Raw genomic sequence first — 25,639 nt, 5'->3', positions numbered from 1 at the left:
CCAATTTGATTTTAAATATCTCTCTATTTTTTAATACAGACATAACTGAAAATTGATTTTTCAAAAATATAAGTTGTTTTAAAGTTCAATAATCAACCATAAAGTTCATTTTGAAATAAAAAGTGGTTTTTAGAGCCTATATATCAACACCTTTTAACGATTTACTTAAGAAATCAATTAGATTTCTAGTGCTTTTCGGAATGAGTTTATCAGGCCAAATTAAATTGATATCTCGTTTTATGGGCTTAAAATGCGTTAATATTTTTACTAAACTTTTATCGTTTAAATAAGCTAATAGACAATATTCAGGACCATAATATACACCTCTGCCTTCAACAGCAGATAAAGCACACATTTCAATATCATTTGACACAAAATCGGTTTGCGGTTTAAACAGTACTTTTTCACCATTCATTGCTTTGAAAGACCAATTATCGAATGGGGAGCAACATATGTGTGGAAGTTGTGCTAAGTCTTTAAAACTCTTTGGTAGACCGTATTTTTCAATCACACTAGATGAACATGCCAGTACAAACGTCATTTGATTTATCACTTTACATATATTTTGTGAGCTTTCTAACAGGCCTATTCTGATAGCCAAATCAAATTCAGTTTTTTTTAAATCAAGACGTTCATCAGATAGCATCATATGAATTTTAATATTGGGATATAAAATTGTGAACTGATTTATTACCCCAGAAAAATAAACACTCTTTATAAAGTTTTGTGGGGCAATAAGTTTAATTGTACTCACTTTGTCTTCATTCACATTCTTAAAATTACATAAAATATTTTGTAAATCTTCAACGTGTGTTAAGCAATGACTATAAAAACTTTTACCAGGTTCAGTTAATCGCAAGCGCCCTTTTTCTCTATAAAATAATGCCAATGACAAATTATCTTCGAGTTTTCTGATCCTTCTTTGTAAGGTCGGTAATGGGATATTTAATTTCACAGATGCTTCATGAAATGTTTTATATTGGTTAGTTTTTATAAAAAGCGCAACGATATCAAGCAAGATAAATCTCCTGTCAAAATTGAAGATAAGTGGTTTTCTTATTCATATGTTTTCCACTTAAATTAATTTATTAAAACTGAGTATTTATTCAAAATACGCAACAGTCCCCTTAATAGCAACAACAAAAAAATACTAAAACCACTTATTTATTAACCAATCTCTCTATATGCTTTTAAAAATTAACCCCAAAATAATTGAGTAATCATCACTATTGTGCCCTCGTTTATGCGCTAGACTAAAATGATAACTAACACAGTTTTATATAAACCTACGCGCTAGAGGGATTAAAAAATGACAATGTGTTTCATAATTGTTTTATTAATAGGACTTGCTATTGCCAGTTACCACAGATCAAATTTAAATACATGCTTAGGCCTATCGGTTTTCATTTTATTTATAGGCTCTTTCATGGGCGCTTTTTCAACATTGAGTTGGTTGATTTTTATTGTTGTGACTTTACCTTTATGGGTCTCTAGTTTACGTCATCAATATATAATAGAACCTATTTTTAAAGTTTTTAAACGTATTACGCCCACTATGTCTAAAACAGAAAAAGAGGCTATTGCAGCGGGTACCACTTGGTGGGAAGCTGATTTGTTTTGTGGTAATCCAGATTGGAAAAAACTTCATCAATATCCTGTGCCGAGATTAACAGTTCAAGAAAAAACATTTATAGAAGGTCCTGTTGAAACCGTGTGTGCCATGTTAGATGACTGGCATGCAACCCATGAATTGACCGACTTACCACAAGATGTATGGCAATACCTTAAAGATAATCAGTTTTTTGCCATGATAATAAAAAAAGAATACGGAGGCCTTGAATTTTCAGCTTTTGCACAATCCTGTGTTTTGCAAAAACTCAGTAGCAAATCTATGTTGCTATCCTCTATTGTGGGTGTACCTAACTCTCTTGGACCAGGTGAGTTATTGCAGCACTATGGTACAGATAAACAAAAACAAGAATACTTACCAGGACTTGCTAGCGGACAACATATTCCCTGTTTTGCATTAACCTCACCTGAGGCTGGCTCTGATGCCAGCAGCATTCCTGACTTTGGCATTGTTTGTCATGGAGATTGGCAAGGTAAAGAAATTTTAGGCATAAGACTCACTTGGAATAAGCGATATATAACCCTAGCCCCCGTTGCAACTGTATTAGGCCTGGCATTTAAACTGCAAGATCCAGATTGTTTATTAAGCAAAGATACCGCTCCGGGGATCACTTGCGCATTAATTCCAACAGAGCTAGAGGGCGTTGAGATAGGTCGCCGTCACTTTCCACTAAATGTGCCATTTCAAAATGGTCCAACAAGCGGCAATGACGTATTTGTACCTATTGATTTTATAATAGGCGGTGAGAAAATGGCAGGCCAAGGCTGGCGAATGCTCGTTGAATGTTTATCAGTAGGTCGAGCAATTACCCTGCCCTCAAATTCTGCTGGAGGCATAAAAGCTGCAGCTATCGCCAGTGGCTCTTATAGCCGAATTCGTCGTCAATTTAGATTACCCATAGGACATATGGAAGGCATAGAAGAGCCTTTAGCAGAACTGGCTGGTTTTGCTTATAGTTCAGATGCTGCAGTGTCTTTATCTACAGGAGCCATAGATTTAGGTGAAAAACCTTCAGTTATATCTGCAATTATTAAATATCACCTTACCGAACAAATGCGTACAGCCATAGATAATGCAATGGATATACATGGTGGAAAAGGTATATGTTTAGGGCCAAATAACTATTTAGGCCGCGCATACCAAGGTGCGCCTGTTGCTATCACAGTGGAAGGCGCTAATATTCTCACTCGTAATATGATTATTTATGGCCAAGGTGCGATACGCTGTCATCCATTTGTTTTAACTGAATTACAAATTTGTGATATTGAAAATAATGATGAAGCAATCAAAGCATTTGATGAAGCATTATTGGGTCATGTCGGTTTTACGGTTTCAAACTTTTTTAGAACCTTTTGGTTGTCACTAACAGGCGCAAAATTATCTAGTGCCCCCTATAAAGACGAAACACACATTTTTTATAAAAGTGCTTCTCGGTTTAGTGCCTCTTTGGCCTTAATGTCTGATGTATGCATGAGTGTATTTGGCGGCTCTTTAAAAAGAAAAGAGCGCATTTCAGCGAGATTAGGTGATTTACTTAGCTATCTTTACTTAGTGAGTGCAACATTAAAACGCTATAACGATGAAGGTCGAAAACGTGAGGATTTTGATTTGGTGCATTGGAGCTGCCAAAATCATCTATATCATTGTCAACGCGCTTTAGCCGATCTAATAAACAATATGCCGTTAGCACCGTTGAGAGGTTTATTAAAAATAATTCTATTTCCTTGGGGGCGTCCTATTAGGAAACCTACCGATAAGTTAGAGCATGTAATTGCACATATTCTTCAAGTACCCAGTGAAACGAGAAGTCGATTAGCTAACTATTTATATTTGGCTGATGAACCAAAAAACCTTATTGGTCGACAAGAACAAATACTTAAAGATATTTTAGCAGTAGAGCCTATATTTGAGAAAGTCTGCTCAGCTAAAGGTAAAAAACTGCCCTTTATGGCTTTGGATAAAATAGCGAAAATGGGGCTAGAGCTTGAAGTTATAACATTAGATGAAGCTCATGCTTTAGAGCAAGCCGAAATAGGTCGATTATTAACAATAAATGTAGATGATTTTGACCATAAGGAACTAGTAGCTAGTAAATCGTAGGTATTAAAAAAGGCAAACCTTAGTTTGCCTTTTTCTAATCTCTTACGAGATTAAAGCTTATAATTTGCAATGCAAATTAAAGAGCTTGGATGTTCTCAGCTTGAGGACCTTTCTGACCAGTAGTTACTGAGAAAGATACACGTTGGCCTTCAGCAAGAGTTTTAAAACCATCGCTTACGATTGCAGAGAAATGTGCAAAAACGTCAGGACCATTTTCTTGCTCGATGAAACCGAAACCTTTAGATTCGTTAAACCATTTTACTGTACCAGTAGTTGTAGTAGACATAATATCTTCCTATTTATTCAAGAGTAATTTAAGCCTTCGTATGAAGACAATTAAAGCTGAAATATGTTGCATTACTTATGTAAACAGGACGAGGTACTACTAAAGACATCGTAATGGTGTAGCATAAATATAAACGTACTTTCAAGCGGGATAAATTATAAAGATTACTGGTTTAGAGTCAACCCTTTTTAAAAATAAAAATCGAATATGTTCAAATATAATCAGCGTTTCAAAGAGATTGATCATGAAGATCTAATTCGATTTTATCAGCTGTGTATTTAATTTCATTTCTTGGTGTTTATACGCTTCTGAGGACATGGTTTTTTTAAAATGAATAAATACAAATAAACCCGCCGCTATATGGGCAAAAAATAAGGCAAAATACATATTATTCTGCTGGCCACTAAAAAAAGCTAACAATACAAAGATAGGAATTAAAACCATTCGATGAAGTATCAGTGTTATAAACGCCTGATTAGGTTTACCAATTGCATTTAAGCAAGATGGATATAAAACAACCATGCCTAACGCTATATAACTAAAAGGTAAAAGCGCTAAATAGTTCTTTATCATTTTAACTTGTTCGCAATTTGGGCATAAAACATCTATCAATTGCGACATATATACATTAACTAAAACAGCAATAATCAGTTGAAATACCGCTATAAATATAAAAGAGAGCTTTAAAACTTGATAACAGCAGCGCTTGTTACCAGACCAAAAATTTAAACCTATACTGGCGGGCAATGAAGCTGTTAATACCATAGGCAATAGTAATAATAAGGGCTCTAACCTAAACACTAGGGAAAATACACCTAAATGACTTTCATCAACTCTTGCAACAAGTGCCATTAAAAAGGCCAAAGATAAAGGCGGTATTAGCTGTTGTAACATCAAGATCACGCTTGTTTTTTTATCTTTAAATATAATATCTAACTTAATGGTTTTAAAACACAACTCCTTTTTATGAGCAAGTAATATCAAGCCTAATAATGCAAAAAACATGTCAGATATAAAGTGAAGTTGACCTAACTGCGTTATCAATTGTGTACTTTTTGGATCGATAATCCAAACTAATATAAATATCTTAAATAACATCCAACCTAACATGAGTGATGCTGAGCGTTTGTAGTAGCCTAATGTTCTTAAAATTGTACAGATCTGCCATATAAAAAATAATGCAATTAAAGCGTAAATTTTAAAATCGAGATATGAGGTTATTTGAGTATGGTATATCGCTTGATCTTGCATTGAAAATTGACTTAACCAAACATCAAAACCCAGTAAAGATAACAAAATCCCTTTAGAAAAATAAAACAAAGTACTTATTAAAATAGCAGTCAAACCAGCCCATAACATCAATGAGGTAATATACTCCCCTTGAGCGTGATGGGATTTAACTAATACCATATTTGAGCGGATCGCGATTGCGATGGCTGTTGCACTTAAAAAAGTTGTTAACGGTAAAATAAAACCAAATAAAGCTAAAGAATTATCACCATGTTTAGCAATGATTGCTGACTCAACAACTTCATAAGCCAACAACGCAAAAATAGCTGCAAACAACAGCCAACTTGTTTGAGTGATTAATTTGAAAGGAGAAGCGTTAAGGTACCAATGATATCCATCTTTTTGCATTTTATTTATTCCTTAATAAGCTTCTCAATAAGAGAGTGATATTAAGGAATAAATTTCAATTTAATATTATTTAGATGTAAGGGATTATGTCAAAATTCACATCTTTAACTTTATTACAGGTTATAACTGCCATGCATAGCTAAATTTTGTAAATAAAGTACGTTGATCTCTTTGAATTTTTTGCAAATCATCATCTTGGTATCCTGAATCAGAATAACCTAAGTAAAATAGAGTTTGAGGATTAATTTTATAAGAATAAATAAGCTGACTCGAAAAGTTTTTACTTCGCTCATCAATATCTTCTAAATCTAAATCATCGGATTCAATATAAAGTGACTTCTCACGCTTAATATCACTATATTGCACTACAAACTTTAGAATACTTTTTAAATTAAACTGATATGCAATTCGAATATCAGATAAATTAGCCGTAAACAAACGACCTCCATCTACATCAAGCTGACTATAATTATGATTAAAATCTACTCTAAGATGTTGATTAACATCCCAGTTTACTCTGGGCTCTATTGTAACAACATCACCTAAACGGGTATTCGCATAATCTATCTGCTTACCAAGCCTTGTAAAGACACCAAATTCAACGCCTGATAGCGGCACAAATTCAGCGTAAGCCATTGCTTGCGTTTCATCAAAATACTGCTCTCTATATAATTTCTCTCGAGTCACTATGCCAAAGTTGCTATAAAACTGCATTTGTCCTTGAATGTTGCCATGAATTTCAAATTCTTGCTCGATCATATTACCGTCCTGATCTAAGGTTTTATCCCAGTCCCCAAAATAGCCCCACTGCGTTAAACTATCGTCTTCTTCACCATACCAGGTACGGCGCCCTCCAATTACAAGCTTTTGAAAATCTACGCGACTTTGAAAGCCTAAATCGGCTCTAAAATCCTCAGTAACAGACGTATAACCCGCTCTTAAATTATAATTTCTTGTTTCACGCTTATAATTAATACTTAAAGCATTGCCCTTTTGTGACTCATCAACATCATATTCTGTTTGTAAATACTCAGTATTGTCGGTTTGTGCATGGGCAAACTGATAACTGATATTATCAGTCTCATTTATCCAGTAATTACCATCAACAGACATCAAAGTATTATTGTAATTATCTGAATTTCTAACGGTTGCCAGTACGCCTACATTATTTCGTTCGCCAACATCCATTTTATAGCGACCTATCATGACTTCAGATTTTTGATCTAAGGTTGCTAAATCTGAACCTTCATTGCCAGGCATTAAAAAAGAGGTATCACTATCATTGGCAACCATTAAACCATAACTATGTTCGCTGCTTTTTCCTGTTAGCTTTACGCCCACATCAGGATCTGCAATGTTTCGTGTATGGACAAAGTTAAAGCGAGATGTATCAAAGTAAGATGCGCCATCTAAAAAGAAAGGACGTTTTTCTGGAAAAAATAAAGAATAAGTACTGTTAACATCTAATTGCCCTGCATCAGATTCAACTTGTGAAAAGTCAGGGTTGATTGTGGCATTAAGTACCATATCTTGGGTAATACCCCAGCGCACATCTAATCCGGGTGCATTTTCAACTGAACCACTTTGCCACTCTCCTGGAACATCATCTTTTTCATCACTACGAGATAAAGTAAGGGTTGGTGTCACCTGAAAGTTCTTACTTGGCTTAATCGTTTTTAAACCAATGAGTTGATCAAACTGACATAAATTACATTTAATATTGCGATCTAATTTCACATTAGCCGTTTGCACTTTAACTTCTCTTGGATAGTTACGCCAAGCAGCGATATTCCAAGTCAGTTCACCTTCAGTTTGTGGAAAACGCAGGGCATTAAATGGAATGCTCATTTCAACAACATATCCAAAGTCAGTAATTTTTCCAGCACTATCCCAAATAGCATCCCAAGAATCATCTTCATCCCAACCATTTAGGTCGCTCATACGCATATCAGCCTGAGCGCCTAAAGGATTGACAAAAAACTCATAACCGCTACGAGAGTCATTAAAAGTATCCACAATAATGCCAACATTATCATCTTGCCAAAGTGAGTCTCTATCTCTTAATGAAACGCGTATTTTTGATGGGTCTGGATCATAAGCTTTAATGGCGACATATAAGTTTTCACCATCTTCATATAAATAAGCTTCAGTTTTTACAGGTGCTGGCAGACCTTCACCTGGCTTATTTTCAAAGTTAAGATCTATACGGGTTGCGTTTTTCCACTGCTGTTCATCCATCACACCATCAACTGAAATCTCTTTCTTTTGATGTGATAACTGATATTGAGTTAGATCTACTTTAGCGGCAAAAGAAGTGCTACTTTGGAATAGCAAACCAATTGCGAGTATTTTTGTTGTTGAAGTCATAATCTTCCATTATTTTATCCGTGACATTTAAATCGAAACCACTTCCATATAATTGAAAACTGCATTTTGCAGTGGTTTAGATATATATTTAGTCGCAGATAAGTTCAAAAAGGTTTGATTTCAAATGTAAAAATTTATTTAAAAAAATTGTTCCTATTTTTTATAACCACATTTAATTATTAAAGATAATAAGAAAAGCTTACCCTCTTTATTTTATTACTTAAGCTCACACAGCCTTGCACTAAATTTAAAACCTATATCAGAATTGTCTTTTTCGACTACTAAAATATCATTTTCATTTAATGGCACTGCACGCTCTGTTTTAGAAATTTTACAACGAGAAAATTCAAATGCTTCAAAATGATACACAAAACTTGCAATAGCACGATCAAATAAAGTTAGCTCTGATGAGGACAGGTCAATATCTCCCCCTAATCTAAACACCTGAGCTTCTTCTGGTGCGATTTCTTTTACAGCTGTAGCAATTTCTTCTTCACTCACTTTAACTTGACTCTCAATCACTGTAATTGCACTTTTATCTAATCCAGTTCCAAATTCAGCTTCAAGCTCTGTTGATAATTCTTTTTTTGCATCATTTTTTTCTGCTTCTAAGTTTATTTTCTGCTCTTTACTTAATAAATCAGTGATATCAAATGATAGATTTTGAATATGGATTTTTTGACTATACCAAGTTAAACCTTGCGCTAAAGTCATTATGACTAAAGGCAATATAATCAATCTTATCAATAAAAAGAGACCTGAAAAATGCTCTTTATTTTCAGGTTTAATATGGTGTAACCGTAAAAGTCTTAATAAACCAAAAAACAAGCTTTGAAATTGCGCGCCAACAAAAACAAAAGTAAGTGCTAATACACTCAATAATAAAATCCAAAAAGGTAACATCATTAAAGTTGTTAAACCTTGAGTATAGATTAACTCTGAAGGTGCTACGCCAACAATAATATTAATTTTTTGTGCTGAAAGTGACAGTGTAAAGTTTGCAACTATGGCATACATTACAAGCACAATACTCTTACCAAACATGGTATCCCAAATTTTGGTAAATAAACTCCATAGCTCTCGTGCCATCGCAATTAAAGCGATGCAACCCACAACAGAAATGTAATCTTCTTGACCTGTAAAAATCTCATCTGCATAAGCAATAACTAACCCTAAAGCGACGACATATATTTTTTGATTAGCATGTAATTTATGCCATGCAGTCATGATATTACGTGGACCCGCTAAAACGCGGTCAAACAGATGTAATATTTTTTCGGTAGTGAGCGTTATTTTTTCGCCTAAAAGCTTAAAATGTTTTTGTTGTTTTAAATTTTCTAATAACATTTGAAACCTTTCCTTGTTGTTTTTATTATTATATTTTTTATTATCTGTCAGTCTAACACTGAATTTTTAAATTAGAATAACCTAGATTAAAGATGTTTAATGTTAGATAACAATAATGGGGTATACGTAGCTTAAAAATGCACTACTCCAATTTGATATTGCACACAAAAGCACGTTTGATTTTATCTATAAATGATTTCTCACTTTGAATATTTTCAGCTAAATATAAATCAACTTCAAACTCTTTAAGCTCATATATAAAAGCAAATAAACCTGAGTTCAGGCCTGATTTATTAATCATAGGCATAAAACGAGAATTTTTAATTGGATAAAAATCCCCTCTGCCTTTTGTGTGTAAGTACAGTGCTTGTTCTGAGTTATTGACATATATGATATTAACTTTTGGATCAAAACTTAAATCTAAAAAAAGATTGATTGGCTGCTTCATTCCTTTTTAATATCAGTATGTGTTTTTTAAAATCATACTCATTTAGCATGACCGACTCAACGCGCTAAAATAATGATACTAAATGTATTTTTATATATTCCAACCTGTGTATCCAATAAAATTGATACTCCCTTGGCTTTGTTCTAGATAATGAGTAAATTAAAGCGTTTTTGTTAAATTTAGCTAAATGTAGTATTTTGGCCCATAGCGTCACTTTAATTTCAAATGAAATATTCCCTGCCTTTAAAACATTTACAACTGGTTTTGTTGCCAGTCCAGCCAAAACCCCTTTTTCACTCAGTGTCTGATAAGGAGGCCAAATATCTGAATATATTGTAAGTTGATCTAGGCTAAAACCTAATTCATAAGAGAGCGACAAATTAGAGAACATCATACTTAACAACAAACAACATTTTAAAATCGTCAACTTAATTACCTGATTTATCATTAGCATATTAAGTATAGGCTTAACTCATTTTATTGAAGTGGCAATTACTTACCAGTTTGTCACATATAAAAACGCCATTTAACGCTAAGCATAACCCAAAATTAAACAATCAAAATATTAAAAACACCTTATTTCAACGGTTTATTAATTGAAGCTTTTTACTGGTGTTTTTCTTGCTTAAAGAACATACATCTTAAATATTTAAGTTCTATTATGAAAACTAAATTATGCTCATATTTGATAATAATATTTTTACTTACAGGGTGCGCAACACTTAAAATAGTCAGCCTAGGAATAAGCGGTATTAGTTATTTAACCACCGGGAAGTCACTGTCTGATCATGCTATTTCAGTTATGACAGAGCAAGATTGTGCATTACATCGTGTTGTACTAGATGAAATGGTATGTCGTAAAACAAATAGAAAAGCGAATCATAGTGAAAAGACCCGCATTGCAAAAATAACGGTTCCTCCCGCTAAGATATCTCCTAAAAATCATCTAAAACCTCAACCCAAATCATCAGTAAATATACAACCGAATAACAAATTAGATCAGCCTGTGTTCACTCAATATCAAGCACAAAAAAACACACTTGAATATTATAAAGTGATAGGCAGTTTTAATAATAAATCTTATGCAATTACTCGCGCTAACTTATATAAAAACTTAAATGCTAAAGTCATATTAAACAGTGACAATCAGTCAATTAAATATCGCGTGGTATTTGGTCCCGTCGCAAAAAATGTACAAATATCAAGAGTGAACAAAATGACAGATACAGAAAAACAGCCGGATTGGTTAATAGGATTATGTTCAATTAATCTTCTACCCCCCCCATGTAATAATGAGTCACAAAATGCGATACTAGCAAATATAAAATATTAACCATAAGAATCAATATGACAATAAAAACATCTTTAATTGCTTTATCTTTATTAAGTCTAAATGCTTTTGCAACACCATTAACGATAGAAGAAGCGCGAATAGAAAAAGCGATGAAGGTCATGCCTGATGTCATGTCTACTTTTACTACTGATATAAATGGTTTTAAAAATAAATGGTCAAAAGTAACTACATACCTAGATGCAGAAAAATTAGTTACAGAGTATTCACAGAATATGTGGCTTAAAGCCAAAAGACAAATTACCCAAAGTAACAGCTTTGATGATCGACCATTATATTGGACAAGATTATTAAGCAGTAAAATTTTAAGAGAAACAACGCCTAGTTTTAAGGTCACACAATCCCAAAAAACAGCTTTACTTGATATTTTAGAGCAAGGCTCTAGAGGTCGTAAAGAGTTAAGTTACACACAAGGCACAATGAAAAAGATTTTATTAACTGGTTTTGACCCTTTTTTATTAGATGAAAACATTAATCAAAGCAATCCTTCTGGCGTAGCAGCGCTGTTAATGGATGGTCAAATAATTCAATATAATGGCATCACAGCTGAAATAAATACCGTGATGATCCCAGTACGTTATGAAGATTTTGATCAAGGTATTATTGAAGCTTTATTAGCTCCCTATTACGCTCTAAATAATGTTGATATGATAGTTACTGTTAGTATGGGTCGCGAAGAGTTTGATCTTGAGCGGTTTCCGGGTAAACGTCGTAGTGTCACAGCGCCGGATAACTTAAATGTCTTGTCAGGTGGTTCAAAGACTGCTCCTATCATCTCACAACTCAATGATAGGCTTTTACCAGGTAACGAGTTTGTTGAATTTAGCTTGCCGGTGCAAGCAATGCAACAAGCGATAGGTCCTTACAAAGTGATTGATAATAATAAAATAACGACTTTAGAAAAAACTTTTAAGGCTAAAAGCCTAACAGAACTTGAACACCAAACAGCGGTGAGTGGTTCAGGTGGTGGCTATTTATCGAATGAAATCTCGTATCGCAGTATTAGGCTGAAAAATCAACTTAACTCTGATATCCCAACAGGACATATCCATACTCCTAGGATTCAACAATTTGAACCTGAAGTCGAAAAGAAAATTATTATGCAAATAAGCTCAATGTTAGAGCATTCATTGGTAGCCCTTTAAAATCTTGGGCTGAAAAAATTCATTTTCAGCCCAAACTACAATCTTAATTTTTTATGTGAACCATCACATAAAGGCGCAGTTTTAGTCGATTTACAATTACAAAAATAGACGGTTTTCGTTGCTTCAGCTTTATAGAATATGGGTCTAAATTCAGTTTTCCCATGAGAGCCATCGCAATAAGGCTGCTTTTTACTTAAACCACACGCACACCACATATATGCTTTTCCCGCTTCCACCTCTACAGCTGTCGGCGAGTCACCAGCCATTTTAGGTCCCGACATAATGCCCCTTTAAAGATTAAATTTATTGCTATTTGATGACATGAAACAATTATAAAATTATAGTTGAGATTAAAAACTAATTGCCGATGCACATCATCTTTTATTTTCACTCTTCTCGATTAAGCTCCAACATCATCGCTGTCGCAAGTTTCATCCATTCTTCAAACAATGACTTAGCCAATACACTCATGCCCTGCGTATTATCATCATTTGGTCCATTGATAATCTCTAGCAAGGCTTCAACAATACATCTGACTTGCCTTGAATTTAAAGATACATAGAATTTATCTTGATGGATATTCTGAGCATTAAACTGAGGAGATAAAATAGGCTTGTTTAATAAAATATCATCAAGTTCTTGTGCTATGCCTGGCAACTTTGATTTTATAAGCGTACATGTCAGCTCTAGACTGCCCCGATTAAAAATTGCATCTTTGTATTGCTGTGAAACTAAGTCAATTGCAAAATCTAATACCATTAAATGCACTCCAAATTAAGTGAATAAATATCTTACTCCTAAAATATAGCCAATAAACTTCAACCTGCATTAATGAATTACATACACAAATAAAATTAAAAATAGATTTGAATTAAGATGCACTTTATTATTGCTTATAAGTTATGTAGTCAAAAAAGTTAATAATGGAAAAGTTTATAGATATTCAGGATCGTGCGATCCAAAGAAAAGGCAGTCAGCAGATGCTAAATTCATTGCTATCAAAGCCTTTATCTTCTAAAGATTTAATAGCCTTATCTGATGACATTTGGTTAGAAGAGTTCACTCGTAAAATATTTCAAAGTGGCTTTTACTGGTCTGTTATTAATAATAAATGGCCTGGATTTAGAGAAGTATTTTGGGACTTTAATATTACAAAATTACTTATGATGTCTCCAGAAATGTATGAGCAACGCGCCTCTGATGAACGTATCGTGCGTAACTATAATAAAGTTAAAACAATTGCAGTTAATACCATGATGATACATTCAACAGCTCAAGAACATGGTAGTTTTAGTCAGTTTATTAATGATTGGTCAAGTGAGGATATTATTGGTTTATGGGCATGGTTAAAAAAACATGGCGCTCGCTTAGGTGGCAATACTGGCGCTTACAGTCTTAGGGTGATGGGCAAAGATACATTTGTATTATCACGAGATGCTGAATCTTATTTTAGATCTCATAAAATAATAGATGGCGGCCTGCAAACCAAAAAGTCGCTCACTGCCATACAAGCGTTTTTTAACGAAATGCAGCAACAAAGTGGCTTGTCTCTACAAGAAATCAGCCAAACATTATCTTATAGTGTCGGGGATAATACGGTAGGTTTTAGTCAATAATTTTTAAGTACAAAGGCTTTAAACACGTTAAAGCCTTTTTGTTACTAATTTACTTTTTAAGCATGGCTTTTAAATCTGCAAATGGGTTGTAAGTCGCCATCTCCTGATTATTATCTCCGGCTTTTATTTCTGTCGGGTACTCTTCTTGCTTCGTATATTTATCATGTTCGTTATCATGACAATATATACATAGAAGTTCCCAATTAGTGCCATCATTTGGATTATTGGTATGATCATGATCAATATGATGAACTGTTAACTCACTCAATCCTGAGTATTGAAATTCTCTTGCACAACGACCACAGATCCAAGGGAATAACTTTAACGCGCGCTCCCTATAGCCTTTCTCTTGTTGTTTATAATGCTCACTTGCACCAAATCTATCAGCTGACATGACGTATTCTCTAAATTGCTCTTAAACACATTGTATCTAAATTTAGAGAAAAAAGAATCTTATACCTTGAGTATTAATTCCCTTTAAGCATATCTATCTTTCTATTATTTAACTCTAATAACTGTGCGTTAATATTAACTAATTCTAATTCCAAAACCTCGAGTTTAACTTTTGAGTTTTCATCATCATTTAATCTAAGCTTTATCATTTCTTGCTGTAATTCTTTTAATTCGTCTTGAAGTTGTGCAATCATTTCATCAAGGATTTCAGCTTCGTTTTTATCTGATTTTTGGTCAACATCTTTATCCGTTAATTTATGCAAGGCTTTATTAATATTATCCTGAACCTCTTTAGATAACTCAGCTTTGCCAGCTTCAGAGATTCTGACCTCATCTGATTTTAAATTGCTTGAATTATCAGAATCGATAGTGAGATCATTTTTTGATAGTGCATACTGTGCAGTTACTACTGAAAATCGCGATAAGTTTCTAATTGTATTATCCATAATACACCTTACGAACTTTATACATATACCTGTATCGACAAAGAGGCTAAAAAGTTAATTTTTAATATAGTTTTCAAATAATTTTTTTGTTTCAATATCTTTAATAATGAATTCTTCAATTGATTGCTGCTTCGAGAACTCGCTAAAAACGGCCACTAATTTAGAGGGAAATTGTGTTTTATGTTGTCTCATAGCTTTAACTCTCTTTTCTGAATAATCAGTAACATCAATAAAGTGGGAAATACCATCATCATTTATAGGATGTTTAATTTCAAAAGCTAAGTCATGCGCACTTGCAAAGTCAATAAACCGTGTTGCACGTGTGTTAGAAATCGAAAAGTAAATCACGTTTTGCTTAAAAACATCACTGGTGATTTTGCTAACTGCTTGATGATCTTTGTTTCCTGTAATGCCTAAAGGCTCAAAAGTAAAAGTTAACACGGGATCATACTGAGCTTTTATTAATTCGAGTTGTTCTGATATCTTTGATGTATGTGATTTTAATTTGCCATCAGGAAAACGTAAAAAAAGAGGAGAAGATAGGCCAAGTACTTTAGCTGCATTAATTGCTTCTAATTCACGCACTTTAGCTAATCCCCCGCCCTTTAACCCTTGACCTGAACGATCCGTGCCTTTATCCCCAGAAGTAAGATATACAGGCACGATCACTTGTCCCAAATCGACTAATTTAGCCAAAGTACCTGAAAGCCAAGTCTCATCATCAGGATGCGCCATAATAACTAAGATATTATGTGCTTGTTTAATATTCTCTTTAACCGAACAAGCCAAAATTAGGCATATTAAAGACGGTAAAATTATCTTTTTCATTAACAAATATCCCTCAACCCCCAATTGCTTTGTTTATCTTTAATTCTAGTTAGATACCGAGTTTCTGCTAATATAAAAAGTACAGTATTTAAGGCATCGACTGCAATGAAAGTGCTCCATATAAAAATACCGATTTTGTTCTTTTCATTCACGGGTTTATTGCTATGTAATAAAATTTGATAATCATATGAATTTGGATCTTGTATCATACGAGATACGCAGACCCTGTAAAGTATATTTCATCTGCTTCAGTGAACCCTTCGATTCTAGCTGCAATATTGACAGATTCGCCAAAGATATCCCCTCTATTTTATTCATAGTTTAGTAGCTAAATGCAAAAAAAAGCACCTTACAAATGTAAAGTGCTTTTAAAATTGGTTGTTTATCTATTTTTATAAACTTATAAGCTAAATTGTGCTGCTAAACGGAAGTTTGTACCTTCGCCTATAGTGACATTTGAATCACCGCCACCCGCTAAATATTCAGCATCAAATAAGTTTTCAACATTAAATCTAAAGTTAATGTCTTTTTGGCCTAATGACATTTTATAAGTAGCACCAATATCAACTCTGGCATAACCGTCTTTAGTGATTGTATTATCAGTGTTTGCAAAACGTTCACCTTCATAAAATACACCCGCATTAACAGCTAATGCATCGTTAAATTCATAACGAGACCATAAAGAAGCTGACCAGTTTGGCGCATCTACTGGCGTTTTTCCTTGATATTTATTATCTTTTTCATATTTAGCATCTAAATATGCACTTGATGCCATCACAAATAACTTATCATTTACCGCACCCTGTGCTGCTAACTCAAAGCCTTGATGGCGCTGCTCACCCGCTTGCGTTGTGATGGTCTTAAAATCAGGATCATCCGCTAGATTTTCTGTAATTAAGGTACCGGTTTTACTAATATCATATAAAGCGGTTGTTAAGAGTAAACGTTCATCAAATAACTGCCATTTTGCACCAACTTCTAATTGTTTTGATGTCTTAGCATCTAGCTTCATGCCATGGTTTTTATCATCTGGTTCATCAAGTGTTTCACTACTTTGAGGTTCAAACCCTTCAGAGTAACTCGCATAGAGTGTTGCTGTATCTAATGGATGATAAAGCACGCCTAACTTAGGTACGAAAGACTCATTGTCTGCACCCTTTTTATTTTGTTTATCGTAACGACCACCAAATGATACCTGCCATTGCTCATTTACTGTCACTAAATCTTGTACATAAATACCGTAATAATCATATTCACTGGTAGATAAAGAATCATCTGTTTTATATGTAATATCTGGACGTACAGCTTCACTCATACCGGCTTGGTATTCAAAGCTATCGCCTGATGTTTTTAGCCTTCCGTAATAATAATCGAGTGAATTTGCGCCTATTAATAGTTGATGCTCCATACCTGCAATTTCAAATTCCCCTACAAAATCAGCAAACATGGTTTTAAACTGCCAATCATCATATCTATCGTAAGGGTTTGATGTATAGATTCCAGTTTGCTCAAAATCACCTTTACTTGGCGCTGATTCAAAACGCTGACGGCTAAAGTTTTGTTCGTTATAACCTAGTTTTACTTGCCATTGTTCATTTAAAAAGTAGCTAACATCAAAGCCCATATTTTCAACTGTAATATCAGTAAAAGCCCATGACATATCACGAATTGTTTTATCATCGCCAATTACATCGCCATCGCTATTTAACCAAGCACCTGTATCTAGTCCAGCTTTATCATCGGTACGGTCGTAGTGAAATCTCACTAAAGCGTTATCTGATAAATCGTAATCAACAACAACGGCACCTAAAAAGCGATCTCGCTCTCTTTGCTCATCATTTTGATATTCACGCCAGTAATCAACATCTTGCTTAACTAATACACCACGGTATCTTAAAGATTCATCTTCATTTAGTGCACCGCCCGCATCTAAAACAAAACGTGTAGAACCTTCACCATCAAAATCAGCACCTACATTTAGCATGGTTTTAGTTGTTGGCTTTTTAGTGACCATATTAACTAAACCGCCTGGTGCAGACTGACCATATAAAATACTAGATGGGCCTTTGATCACCTCTACACTTTCAAGCGTTTCAATCGGCTGTTGATAATGCGACCAATGTTGATGACCGTCTCTTAAATAACCATTTGATGAACTTAAAGTAAAACCACGTAAATTAAATACTTCACGGTTTCTTTGTTTTGAGCCTGCAGTTAAGCTGGCATCATTAAGCAAAACTTCACCTAATGTAGTTGCTAATTGTTCATTTACGATTGTATCTGGGATCACAGTCACTGACTGTGCTGTATTTAATAATGAAGTATTTGTACGCATAGCACCATTTGCATCATCAATCTTATAATCATTAAAATAAGAACCTTGAACTTCAATAACTTCAATTTTTTTATCGGTTGCTTGTGCTAAAGGCGCTGATAAGGCAGCGCTAAGCGCTAAAAATAATGTTGAATACTTCATAATAATCCTAGAAAAAGTTCAGTTAAAAACCAACAGGCGAATCATATTGAAAACTATTATCATTTGCAATCACAAAAGTGTTATCAAATGTAATTATTGATTGTAAAACAACCATAAAATACAGTGAGTTAGGTACAAATGAATGTTTATTGATTCAGATCAAAAAAAGAGTGTGGTAGATTTTAATAACTGAGAGATATGAGTTTAAGAAACGCTCTGGGAAGAAATGTTAAAAAATGATCATGTGATTCATAATGTCTTATGCATCATTATGTTTCTAAAATTGCTACACCTTGTCGATAGCCAATACCGCCATTACCATGTACCAAGCCATAGTTGATATCAGTGCTTTTTAATTGTTGATACATTTCGATTAAGCCAAATAATGCGGGATTATTCCAAGGTGCTCTTGCTAAGTTCATACCACCACTGAGTGTCAGTAAATGTTTAGATAAAAATTTGGGGATCTGCTCAATCGACTCGACTAATCCAGTATTAAGTAGAAATGCCATAGGTACAACGGGATAGCAGGTATAAACTTTCATTAATGCTTTTTCATCATGAACTAACTGATTAAAGTCTAAGTTAGCTTGGCTACAAGCTATTTTATAGGCAGATGCTAAATGGTCGTATTTCACTATTTGAGATAAAGCTTTTGGTTCATCAATATCTAATAATCCTAAACCAACACCTTTTACTTTCACGCAATGTTTTTTATCAACCGCTAACTTTGAAATCAACCGGTCACTGCATAAGAGTAATTTTCCTGTAAAATCCACTAAAGGATTTGCACAATCAACACCTCTAAATAAATCAGTTACCTGATTAAACCATTTAGCCTCTGGTGGTTCAAAGTGTGCGCGACCTTCTGACATAGCCAGTTGATGGCTTTTACTATGATTTTGAAATAATAAGTCAGCATAATGTAAAAAATCTTCTTTGCTACTATCATGATGATCGATAAATTTATGGGCTAAATCATTATAAAGTTGAGAAATACTTGTTTCATCATTATAAATAGCCATCAAGTTATGACGTTGTTCTTTGCTATAACCTGACTTTAGAGGCTCTTCTCCACTAATAATCACAGCATCAATACCTGAACCTATTAATTCTTGAGCACGTTTAATAGCAAGGATAGGTGCACAGCCACTTCTAAAGTGGTTTTCCTTTTCAGGGCTGTGCCAGTCAGTAGATAAAGGATCGATTGTTAAGGCAACAATTTCAATGTTTTGCTGGTTTATTTTTGTCTCTATTTTCACAAAGTGATCATAAGCAGCACTAAATCGCTCACTTGCAATCTGATTAATTTGTGTAAAACCAGCAACGATATTCATTTAAATCCTTTATAAACTTATCTAAATTAGTGTAAAGCAGCGCGATGCGGTAATTTTGCACATACTTCTGCCTCATAGATTAAAATCTCTTCTAATCTTTCATCCACTTCAGCTTTATCAAAATACTCATAAGCTAATTCTACAAATAAGTTTTTATGTTTTTCTTCAGAGGCCGCGATTTCAACATAAAACTGTTTCTCTTTACCTTCTGGTAATGCTTCACCTACAAGGGCAAAACGTTCACAGCCTCTTGCTTCAATTACAGCACCTAAAAGTAATCTATCTAAAAAGAATTTAAGTGGATCTCCACGAAATACACCGCGCATTTCTTTGATATAGGTGTCTTTTTTATCATTACCTAAAGTAAGACCTTTTTGAGTCAACAATTTAAGCACTTCTTTAAAATGAAAAAGCTCCTCAATTGCAAGATCTGTCATTGTTCTTACTAGAGTTTCTCTATCAGGGTAATGAGACAGCATAGATGTTGCCATACCCGAGGCTTTTTTCTCTGCTGATGCATGATCTTGTAAAAAGCTGTCAAAATCAGCAAGAACCGCTTCGGTCCATTCAAAAGGAGTATCGTATTTTAATTCAAACATGTTAAAGCCACAGAAAAATTACTAATATAAAAACGTAATTTTACCTGTGTTTTTTATGCTAAAAAAGAGTTTGTTTAAATTTAATTAAGTTATAGTGTTTATTATTAACTTATATCAAGGAATTTTAAGTTTTACCAATTCTATAAAGTTAGTGAGCTAATATAAATATTGGTATTAAGGCCTAACCCTATCCACTTTTCCTTTTTGAGTGGCTTCAATTTTTAATGGGCTTTTTATTTGTTTCCAAGCTGTCACTTTGCCACCAATATTAATTCGTTCAAAGCCTGTTAATTGCGTTTGTATCGTATCAATTTCTAAGAAAGCTAATAAAGAGTCAAAACTATTTTTATCACTGACATCTATTTGAAGTAAATCTTGCTCTCGACCTTTAAAGTATTCATTTATACCCTGTTGATGGCGATCGTAACATGACTGTAAAAAATCATCTTTTTCAACATTTTCAAGTGTAAGAGGAGAAAATATATCGTTATAGCAACGTTTTAGTGTTGGATTAAAACCACCATCTGTACGTTGCAAATTTTTATACATACGTATTAATAACTGTCTAATTGAGGGTAACCAAACAGTAGAATCTCGTTGTAAATAAATAAACTTGGCGTTTGGGTATGTTTTATCTAAAAGCTGGTAGTCACAAAATACTGGCGTATCCGCTATCACTTGAGCATCATTCATCGACTGATTTGTATATGCCGTATGGGCTGTTTTAAAACCTAACTCTAGCATTGCCGCACACACACTTGTAGTTGCTGTACGAGGCAGACCAATAATAAATATTTTTTGTTCTGTCACTTCATTCATTTCATTAATATAAAAAAAAGATCATAAGTAATTTTTTAACTGATTAATACTTTTAACATGAGATTTGTTTTAATCTTAAGTTTCATTTTTATATAAGGGTAAAGAAATTATCACTTTAAGGCCGCCCAAACGGCTATTTTTAGCTTTAATAGAACCCTCATGCATATCGATAATACTTTTAGAGATAGCTAAGCCTAAACCACTGCCACCTAAATCTTTATTTCGGGACGTTTCTTCTGTATAAAGACGCTCAAAAATTTTCGTCTGAGACTTATTTGGCACACCAGGTGAGGCATCTGAAACACTTAACACTAATTTATTATGTTTTTGCTTACATGAAAAATGGATTCTTCCTGGGGCATCAGTAAATTTTATCGAGTTTGCAGCTAAATTGGCTAACACCTGTTGGATTTTCTGCCTACAAGCAAACAACATCACATTATCATTAAGTATTATCTCTTCGGTATAGTCAAAATCACTCGCTAATGCTTTAAATTCATTTGAAAAACCAGAAATAAATAACTTACATTTAAATGGCTCTTTTATTATATTTATTGAATCATCATCCATAAGTGAAAGTTCATTTATATCACTAACAAGTTGATTTAGTTCATCAATTTTAACGTGCATACTTTTAAATTCAGCTTCTTTATCATTTACTAAATCAAACTCTAAAGATTCTAGCTGTAACTTTAATACTGTTAAAGGGGTTCGTAACTCATGGGATAAATCTGAAAATAATGTTTTTTTTCGTTCCATTGACTCGGCTAATAAGCGCTTTTCTAATTTAATTATTTTACGTTTACTCCATAGCTTTAATATTAAACCTAATAGCAGCATTACTATGATTGAATAAATTAAAATAGTGACCTTATTTTGGTCTAATAAAATTTGCTTATGATTTTTATCTAGCTCTAACTCTTTAATAGCTAAGTCTTTATGAACTGTATCAAGTGAGTGTTGCAATATACTTAATCTATTATTATAAACTTCTGTATTAAGTTTTTTTAAAGCATTAAAAAGCAACGCTTGGTAGCTAGATGCCTGTTTGTAATCTTTATAATGAATTTCAACTTTAACTAGTACTTCTAAAGTTTTAACTTTATATTTTAAATACGGAGTTTGATTGAGTAGGCTTAAAGATTCTAAGGCAAATTTTCTTGCTTCATTATATTTTTGTAAGTTGAATTTTGTTTCGCTTAATTTATATAAAATAGCAGAAAGTAAACGATTATCTCCTTCACGTTTACTAATAACCTGATGTGATTGCTCAAAATACTTTTCAGCCAATTTGAATTGTTTATTTTTTGCATAAGCTAATGCGATATTTGACTTAGCCCATGCTTGATCTCTTTCACTGTTTATTTCACTGAAGGTATTTAATGCTTGTGTTGCATAATCCATAGACAGTTCAATTTGGTTTAATCCAAGCGTTGCTTGCGCCATTTTAACTTGGCTATGACCTATGTAGCTTCTATCACCAGATTTAATATCTAACTCTAAACTCTTACTAAAATAAATTTTTGCTGAATCATAGTCTTCAAGCTGTCGATAAAGCTCAGCGATGGCATAATAACTCCCCGCCTGTATGTCTTGTGAAAGTCCCGCATCATTAAATGTTTTTAATGATTTTAGCTCTAAATCTAAAGCCTCAGGTAACAATTGCAAACTAACATAAATATTAGCGATACCTCCATATAAATGTCCAAGTTCAGCCTTATCTGAAATCTGTTCTTTTCTTGGAAGTAATGGGGTTAAAAGGTTTAATGCAACACGATATTGAGCACTTTTCCTATATGCACCTGCTAATCGTCTTGTAGCATTAACTTCATCATCAAATTTACCATATTCTTTATATATGGCTCTAGCCTGAGACAGCCATTTTATCGCTTCTGGATAATTTGACTCTTTAAAATAAATAACTCCCTTGGTATGCGCTAATTTACCAAACTCGTATTTATTTTGATTATCATTAACAATTTTAATTGCACGATCAATTGTAAGGTGAGCTTGTTTAAATTCAGATATATCTCTTAAACTGCGAGATAACAACCTTAAGTATCTCGCTTTAATTATATAATTAGTTTGATTGAATACTGTGCTATCAAGTGATTTTAATTGCGATACTTTAATTTTATTGTCGTGATGTTTAAAAGCACGTTCTATTTTCTGAGATAGATCATTTTGAGCTAAAACAGAAAAAGAAAATAATAATAAAATTATAAAATAGAGTCGCACTAAGGTAATACCAGTTTATATCCAGCACCATATACAGATTCTATTACCCTTTCTTCGGCACCAGATTGCTTGAAACGTTTTCGAATATTTTTAACATGGCTATCAATGGCACGATCTGTAATATCTCTTAAATCTGGATAAGCTAAATCGATTATTTGTTCACGGGAGTATATGCGTTCTGGGGAGTTATATAACAATAAAAATAACCCGAACTCTAATGCAGTTAGGTTTACTTTTACATTTTTATACAAAACAAGTTGTTTCTCTTTATCAACAGATAAGATCTGAGAACTCACTTGGCCTTTGGTGCGTTTTAGAATCGCTTTAACGCGCATCACCAATTCTGGCGCACTAAATGGCTTACATACATAATCATCAGCCCCAGCTCCTAGACCTATAAGTCGATCAGCTTCATTTACTTTTGCAGTAAGCATGATAATAGGTACTTCAGAGAAAATGCGAATCTCTTTGCAGCAAGTAAAACCGTCTTTACCTGGTAACATCACGTCTAGTATGACTAAACTTGGAGAGGTTTTTGTCACTTCAGAGATAACATCTAAGCCATCTTTTAAATGTGTTGTTGTAAAACCTGAAGCTTGAAAAAACCGCGCTAAGTGATTGGCAATTTCAACTTCGTCTTCAACAATTAATATATGGTCCATAGCTTACTACTTCTATTATGCTGTATAACTCTCTAATGCTAACTCAATTTGTTTACGAAATGAAACCTTAAGTGATAAGTCATGGCACATCATAGTTAATACCGAAGGCAGCTCTGTCATAGTCTCAAGCTCTTGTTTAGTCATCAATTGCGATAAACTAAGATCGACACCTAAATTTAATAATGAGTTATATATTTTCTGATTTCTATTTTTAATTTTTAAGCTATTGCTCATATTAATATCATAGCAAAGACACAATAATGGTATTAAATAGTACAAATATGGATGAATTATGAATTCTCATTAAATTTTAATAACTCAATGTATTTTGGCAATGACTGTCAGTCTCCATAATACTTACACATTTTTTATGTTTAATAGTTTCAAAGTTCAATCATTGAGAATAATTAACATGAATTATGAAAGTCACAAAACAGACTCCTCTCAAATCAAACTCACTATGCCAGATGACAATAGAATTGCTTTAATCTTTCAAGATTTTAAAGTGCCTGAAAAGAAATTTGTAGTAGGGGCAATATCATTTGTTTTATTATGCTGTTTAACTTTATTTTCAATTTTATCTCATCATGCTCCAAAGCAAAGCAGTATCATAGAAATACAAACATCCATGCCAAGCTTAAACTCGAAACATTTAAAATTTGTTGATGGGCTTCTTAGAGGTCAATTTAAATATGGAACTTGGCGGTATATCAACTCTGAATTAGCAGGCTCTAAAATTAAAAGCTATATTCAGATCCCATTAAAACTACAAATGGAAAAAGGTTATCAAAGAAACTATATACAAAAAGCACTTTGCCCGCATAAGAACCACCCATTATGGCAACATATTCAACGTGCTCAGTTAGAAGTACATTTATATACTGGTTATAAACATAATAGTGTTTACGCTAAATGCGCTTAATAATTTAAATAATACCTACTATTATTTCCCGTAATACCCGATAAAACGTAATGCGATGCCGACTTCAGTTTTATAATCATTTACTTGGTTAAATTCCAAAAATGGCTCTAATTCAAAGTACAGCCAGTTTTTGTAAAAAAGATCTCTAAATCGAATCGAGGCTAAGTAACTTTCCTGTGAATATCTATTTTTATTGTATTGTAGCCCTGTCACAAGTAACTGATCATCTTTAAGGCTTTTTATATGATAAAGGCCAACTTTTTTACGCGCATACTGCTCTGATTGTACCTTTTGCCAACTTGCCGATAATGATAATCCGCTATTTTCAAGCGGATAAGCAATTGCGCCTTTAACTGAAGGTGCCCAACCATCACTGCTAAAATAGTCAAGTCTGGGTGTTAATTGTATTTGGTAACTATCAAATTGCCATTTTCGTTTTAATTCACTGCGTGCGTATATTTGTGAACGAGATATGCCAATTCTATTTTTGATTTTTAAGTTCTCATTGAGATCTTTGATGTATTGCACAGCTAAATTAATATCTTCTTTATCTTTTTCAATGGCATCAGCTTCATAATCTAGCTTTAGATCATCCTCATCATCATTATCTATCACTAGTGCTATTTTATCATTCCAATTAGGCAGCTTTAAACGCACTTTAAATTTAGCCTCGATATCAGCTAAATCAGCGGTTCTGGGTAACCAACCAAGTTGTAAATATCCATTAGCCGATGCCTTATCATTTACTCTTTTATTACTGGCAAAACTATCGAGCCATGAAGCCGTATCTTGCATCATAATATCAACTTTATTTTGTACAGTATCAACCGTATTTTTTTGTGTAGCCCCAACAGGTTTCAATAGGAAGGCATATCCAATTAAAGCTAATAACAGTATTTTTTTCATAGGTTTATTATTGTTATATCTCTGG

At 33.6% G+C, this 25,639-nt stretch carries 25 protein-coding genes; 5 read left to right on the top strand and 20 right to left on the bottom strand.

Annotated features, from left to right (window positions below; genetic code table 11):
* Positions 1 to 136: 136 nt before the first annotated feature.
* Positions 137 to 1,018 (bottom strand): LysR family transcriptional regulator, encoded by an 882-nt coding sequence (locus KO527_RS06220; protein WP_216039483.1) that lies wholly within the window; start codon positions 1,016 to 1,018, stop codon positions 137 to 139.
* Between the two features lie 291 nt (positions 1,019 to 1,309).
* Between KO527_RS06220 and fadE the strand changes: the two genes are divergently transcribed.
* Positions 1,310 to 3,730 (top strand): acyl-CoA dehydrogenase FadE, encoded by a 2,421-nt coding sequence (gene fadE, locus KO527_RS06215; RefSeq protein ID WP_216039482.1) that lies wholly within the window; start codon positions 1,310 to 1,312, stop codon positions 3,728 to 3,730.
* A 76-nt stretch (positions 3,731 to 3,806) separates the two neighbouring features.
* Here fadE and KO527_RS06210 read toward each other — a convergent pair whose 3' ends face one another.
* The 6 genes from KO527_RS06210 to KO527_RS06185 form a co-directional block, all read right to left on the bottom strand.
* Positions 3,807 to 4,016 carry a cold-shock protein gene (locus tag KO527_RS06210; protein WP_042144863.1) on the bottom strand — a complete coding sequence of 70 codons (210 nt, stop codon included), beginning with the start codon at positions 4,014 to 4,016 and terminating at the stop codon, positions 3,807 to 3,809.
* 252 nt (positions 4,017 to 4,268) lie between these two features.
* Complete coding sequence (locus KO527_RS06205; RefSeq protein ID WP_216039481.1) at positions 4,269 to 5,654, bottom strand: MATE family efflux transporter; 1,386 nt, start codon at positions 5,652 to 5,654, stop codon at positions 4,269 to 4,271.
* A gap of 120 nt (positions 5,655 to 5,774) precedes the next feature.
* Positions 5,775 to 8,021, bottom strand: a complete 2,247-nt coding sequence (locus tag KO527_RS06200; protein ID WP_216039480.1) for a carbohydrate binding family 9 domain-containing protein — start codon at positions 8,019 to 8,021, stop codon at positions 5,775 to 5,777.
* Between the two features lie 216 nt (positions 8,022 to 8,237).
* Complete coding sequence (locus KO527_RS06195; protein ID WP_216039479.1) at positions 8,238 to 9,368, bottom strand: hypothetical protein; 1,131 nt, start codon at positions 9,366 to 9,368, stop codon at positions 8,238 to 8,240.
* A 142-nt stretch (positions 9,369 to 9,510) separates the two neighbouring features.
* The gene (locus KO527_RS06190) at positions 9,511 to 9,816 is read right to left on the bottom strand and encodes a hypothetical protein (RefSeq protein ID WP_216039478.1); all 306 of its coding nucleotides are present in this window, start codon (positions 9,814 to 9,816) and stop codon (positions 9,511 to 9,513) included.
* A 64-nt stretch (positions 9,817 to 9,880) separates the two neighbouring features.
* The gene (locus KO527_RS06185) at positions 9,881 to 10,243 is read right to left on the bottom strand and encodes a hypothetical protein (RefSeq protein ID WP_216039477.1); all 363 of its coding nucleotides are present in this window, start codon (positions 10,241 to 10,243) and stop codon (positions 9,881 to 9,883) included.
* Between the two features lie 234 nt (positions 10,244 to 10,477).
* Between KO527_RS06185 and KO527_RS06180 the strand changes: the two genes are divergently transcribed.
* Positions 10,478 to 11,149, top strand: coding sequence for a hypothetical protein (locus KO527_RS06180; RefSeq protein ID WP_216039476.1), 672 nt, complete (start codon positions 10,478 to 10,480; stop codon positions 11,147 to 11,149).
* Positions 11,150 to 11,163: 14 nt separating this feature from the next.
* A complete protein-coding gene (locus KO527_RS06175) occupies positions 11,164 to 12,312 on the top strand; it encodes a hypothetical protein (protein WP_216039475.1) in 1,149 nt (382 codons plus the stop codon).
* A 35-nt stretch (positions 12,313 to 12,347) separates the two neighbouring features.
* Here the strand turns inward: KO527_RS06175 and KO527_RS06170 are convergent, their stop codons facing one another.
* Complete coding sequence (locus KO527_RS06170; protein ID WP_216039474.1) at positions 12,348 to 12,593, bottom strand: CDGSH iron-sulfur domain-containing protein; 246 nt, start codon at positions 12,591 to 12,593, stop codon at positions 12,348 to 12,350.
* A gap of 106 nt (positions 12,594 to 12,699) precedes the next feature.
* Positions 12,700 to 13,071 (bottom strand): hypothetical protein, encoded by a 372-nt coding sequence (locus tag KO527_RS06165; protein WP_216039473.1) that lies wholly within the window; start codon positions 13,069 to 13,071, stop codon positions 12,700 to 12,702.
* Between the two features lie 164 nt (positions 13,072 to 13,235).
* Here KO527_RS06165 and KO527_RS06160 point away from each other — a divergent pair, with 164 nt between their 5' ends.
* Complete coding sequence (locus KO527_RS06160) at positions 13,236 to 13,928, top strand: DNA-3-methyladenine glycosylase I (protein ID WP_216039472.1); 693 nt, start codon at positions 13,236 to 13,238, stop codon at positions 13,926 to 13,928.
* 49 nt (positions 13,929 to 13,977) lie between these two features.
* On the opposite strand, the gene KO527_RS06155 is transcribed toward KO527_RS06160, so the two are convergent.
* The 10 genes from KO527_RS06155 to KO527_RS06110 all read right to left on the bottom strand — a co-directional run bounded on the left by KO527_RS06155 (position 13,978) and on the right by KO527_RS06110 (position 24,020).
* On the bottom strand, positions 13,978 to 14,322 hold the full coding sequence (locus KO527_RS06155; RefSeq protein ID WP_216039471.1) for a YajD family HNH nuclease: 345 nt from the start codon (positions 14,320 to 14,322) through the stop codon (positions 13,978 to 13,980).
* 73 nt (positions 14,323 to 14,395) lie between these two features.
* Positions 14,396 to 14,827, bottom strand: coding sequence for a hypothetical protein (locus KO527_RS06150; protein ID WP_216039470.1), 432 nt, complete (start codon positions 14,825 to 14,827; stop codon positions 14,396 to 14,398).
* Positions 14,828 to 14,881: 54 nt separating this feature from the next.
* Positions 14,882 to 15,655 (bottom strand): PIG-L family deacetylase, encoded by a 774-nt coding sequence (locus KO527_RS06145; protein WP_216039469.1) that lies wholly within the window; start codon positions 15,653 to 15,655, stop codon positions 14,882 to 14,884.
* Between the two features lie 400 nt (positions 15,656 to 16,055).
* Positions 16,056 to 18,131 (bottom strand): TonB-dependent siderophore receptor, encoded by a 2,076-nt coding sequence (locus KO527_RS06140; protein ID WP_216039468.1) that lies wholly within the window; start codon positions 18,129 to 18,131, stop codon positions 16,056 to 16,058.
* A 269-nt stretch (positions 18,132 to 18,400) separates the two neighbouring features.
* On the bottom strand, positions 18,401 to 19,468 hold the full coding sequence (locus tag KO527_RS06135; protein WP_216039467.1) for a hypothetical protein: 1,068 nt from the start codon (positions 19,466 to 19,468) through the stop codon (positions 18,401 to 18,403).
* Positions 19,469 to 19,494: 26 nt separating this feature from the next.
* The gene (locus KO527_RS06130; RefSeq protein WP_216039466.1) at positions 19,495 to 20,067 is read right to left on the bottom strand and encodes a tRNA-(ms[2]io[6]A)-hydroxylase; all 573 of its coding nucleotides are present in this window, start codon (positions 20,065 to 20,067) and stop codon (positions 19,495 to 19,497) included.
* Between the two features lie 174 nt (positions 20,068 to 20,241).
* Complete coding sequence (locus KO527_RS06125) at positions 20,242 to 20,886, bottom strand: sulfotransferase (RefSeq protein WP_216039465.1); 645 nt, start codon at positions 20,884 to 20,886, stop codon at positions 20,242 to 20,244.
* Positions 20,887 to 20,961: 75 nt separating this feature from the next.
* Positions 20,962 to 23,124 carry a tetratricopeptide repeat protein gene (locus KO527_RS06120; RefSeq protein ID WP_216039464.1) on the bottom strand — a complete coding sequence of 721 codons (2,163 nt, stop codon included), beginning with the start codon at positions 23,122 to 23,124 and terminating at the stop codon, positions 20,962 to 20,964.
* Positions 23,124 to 23,786 (bottom strand): response regulator, encoded by a 663-nt coding sequence (locus KO527_RS06115; RefSeq protein ID WP_216039463.1) that lies wholly within the window; start codon positions 23,784 to 23,786, stop codon positions 23,124 to 23,126. Before KO527_RS06115 ends, KO527_RS06120 begins: the two co-directional genes overlap by 1 nt.
* A 15-nt stretch (positions 23,787 to 23,801) precedes the next feature.
* Positions 23,802 to 24,020 (bottom strand): hypothetical protein, encoded by a 219-nt coding sequence (locus tag KO527_RS06110; RefSeq protein WP_216039462.1) that lies wholly within the window; start codon positions 24,018 to 24,020, stop codon positions 23,802 to 23,804.
* 178 nt (positions 24,021 to 24,198) lie between these two features.
* On the opposite strand from KO527_RS06110, the gene KO527_RS06105 reads away from it, so the two are divergent.
* Positions 24,199 to 24,708 (top strand): hypothetical protein, encoded by a 510-nt coding sequence (locus KO527_RS06105; protein WP_216039461.1) that lies wholly within the window; start codon positions 24,199 to 24,201, stop codon positions 24,706 to 24,708.
* 21 nt (positions 24,709 to 24,729) lie between these two features.
* Here the strand turns inward: KO527_RS06105 and KO527_RS06100 are convergent, their stop codons facing one another.
* Positions 24,730 to 25,614: a hypothetical protein gene (locus KO527_RS06100; protein WP_216039460.1), complete on the bottom strand. Its 885-nt coding sequence runs from the start codon at positions 25,612 to 25,614 to the stop codon at positions 24,730 to 24,732.
* Positions 25,615 to 25,639: the final 25 nt, after the last annotated feature.

Origin of the sequence: Pseudoalteromonas sp. C2R02, from assembly GCF_018860845.1 — a bacterium.
GTDB lineage: Bacteria > Pseudomonadota > Gammaproteobacteria > Enterobacterales > Alteromonadaceae > Pseudoalteromonas.
The sequence above is the reverse complement of the archived record's forward strand: the minus strand, read 5'-3'. Positions and strand labels throughout refer to the sequence as shown.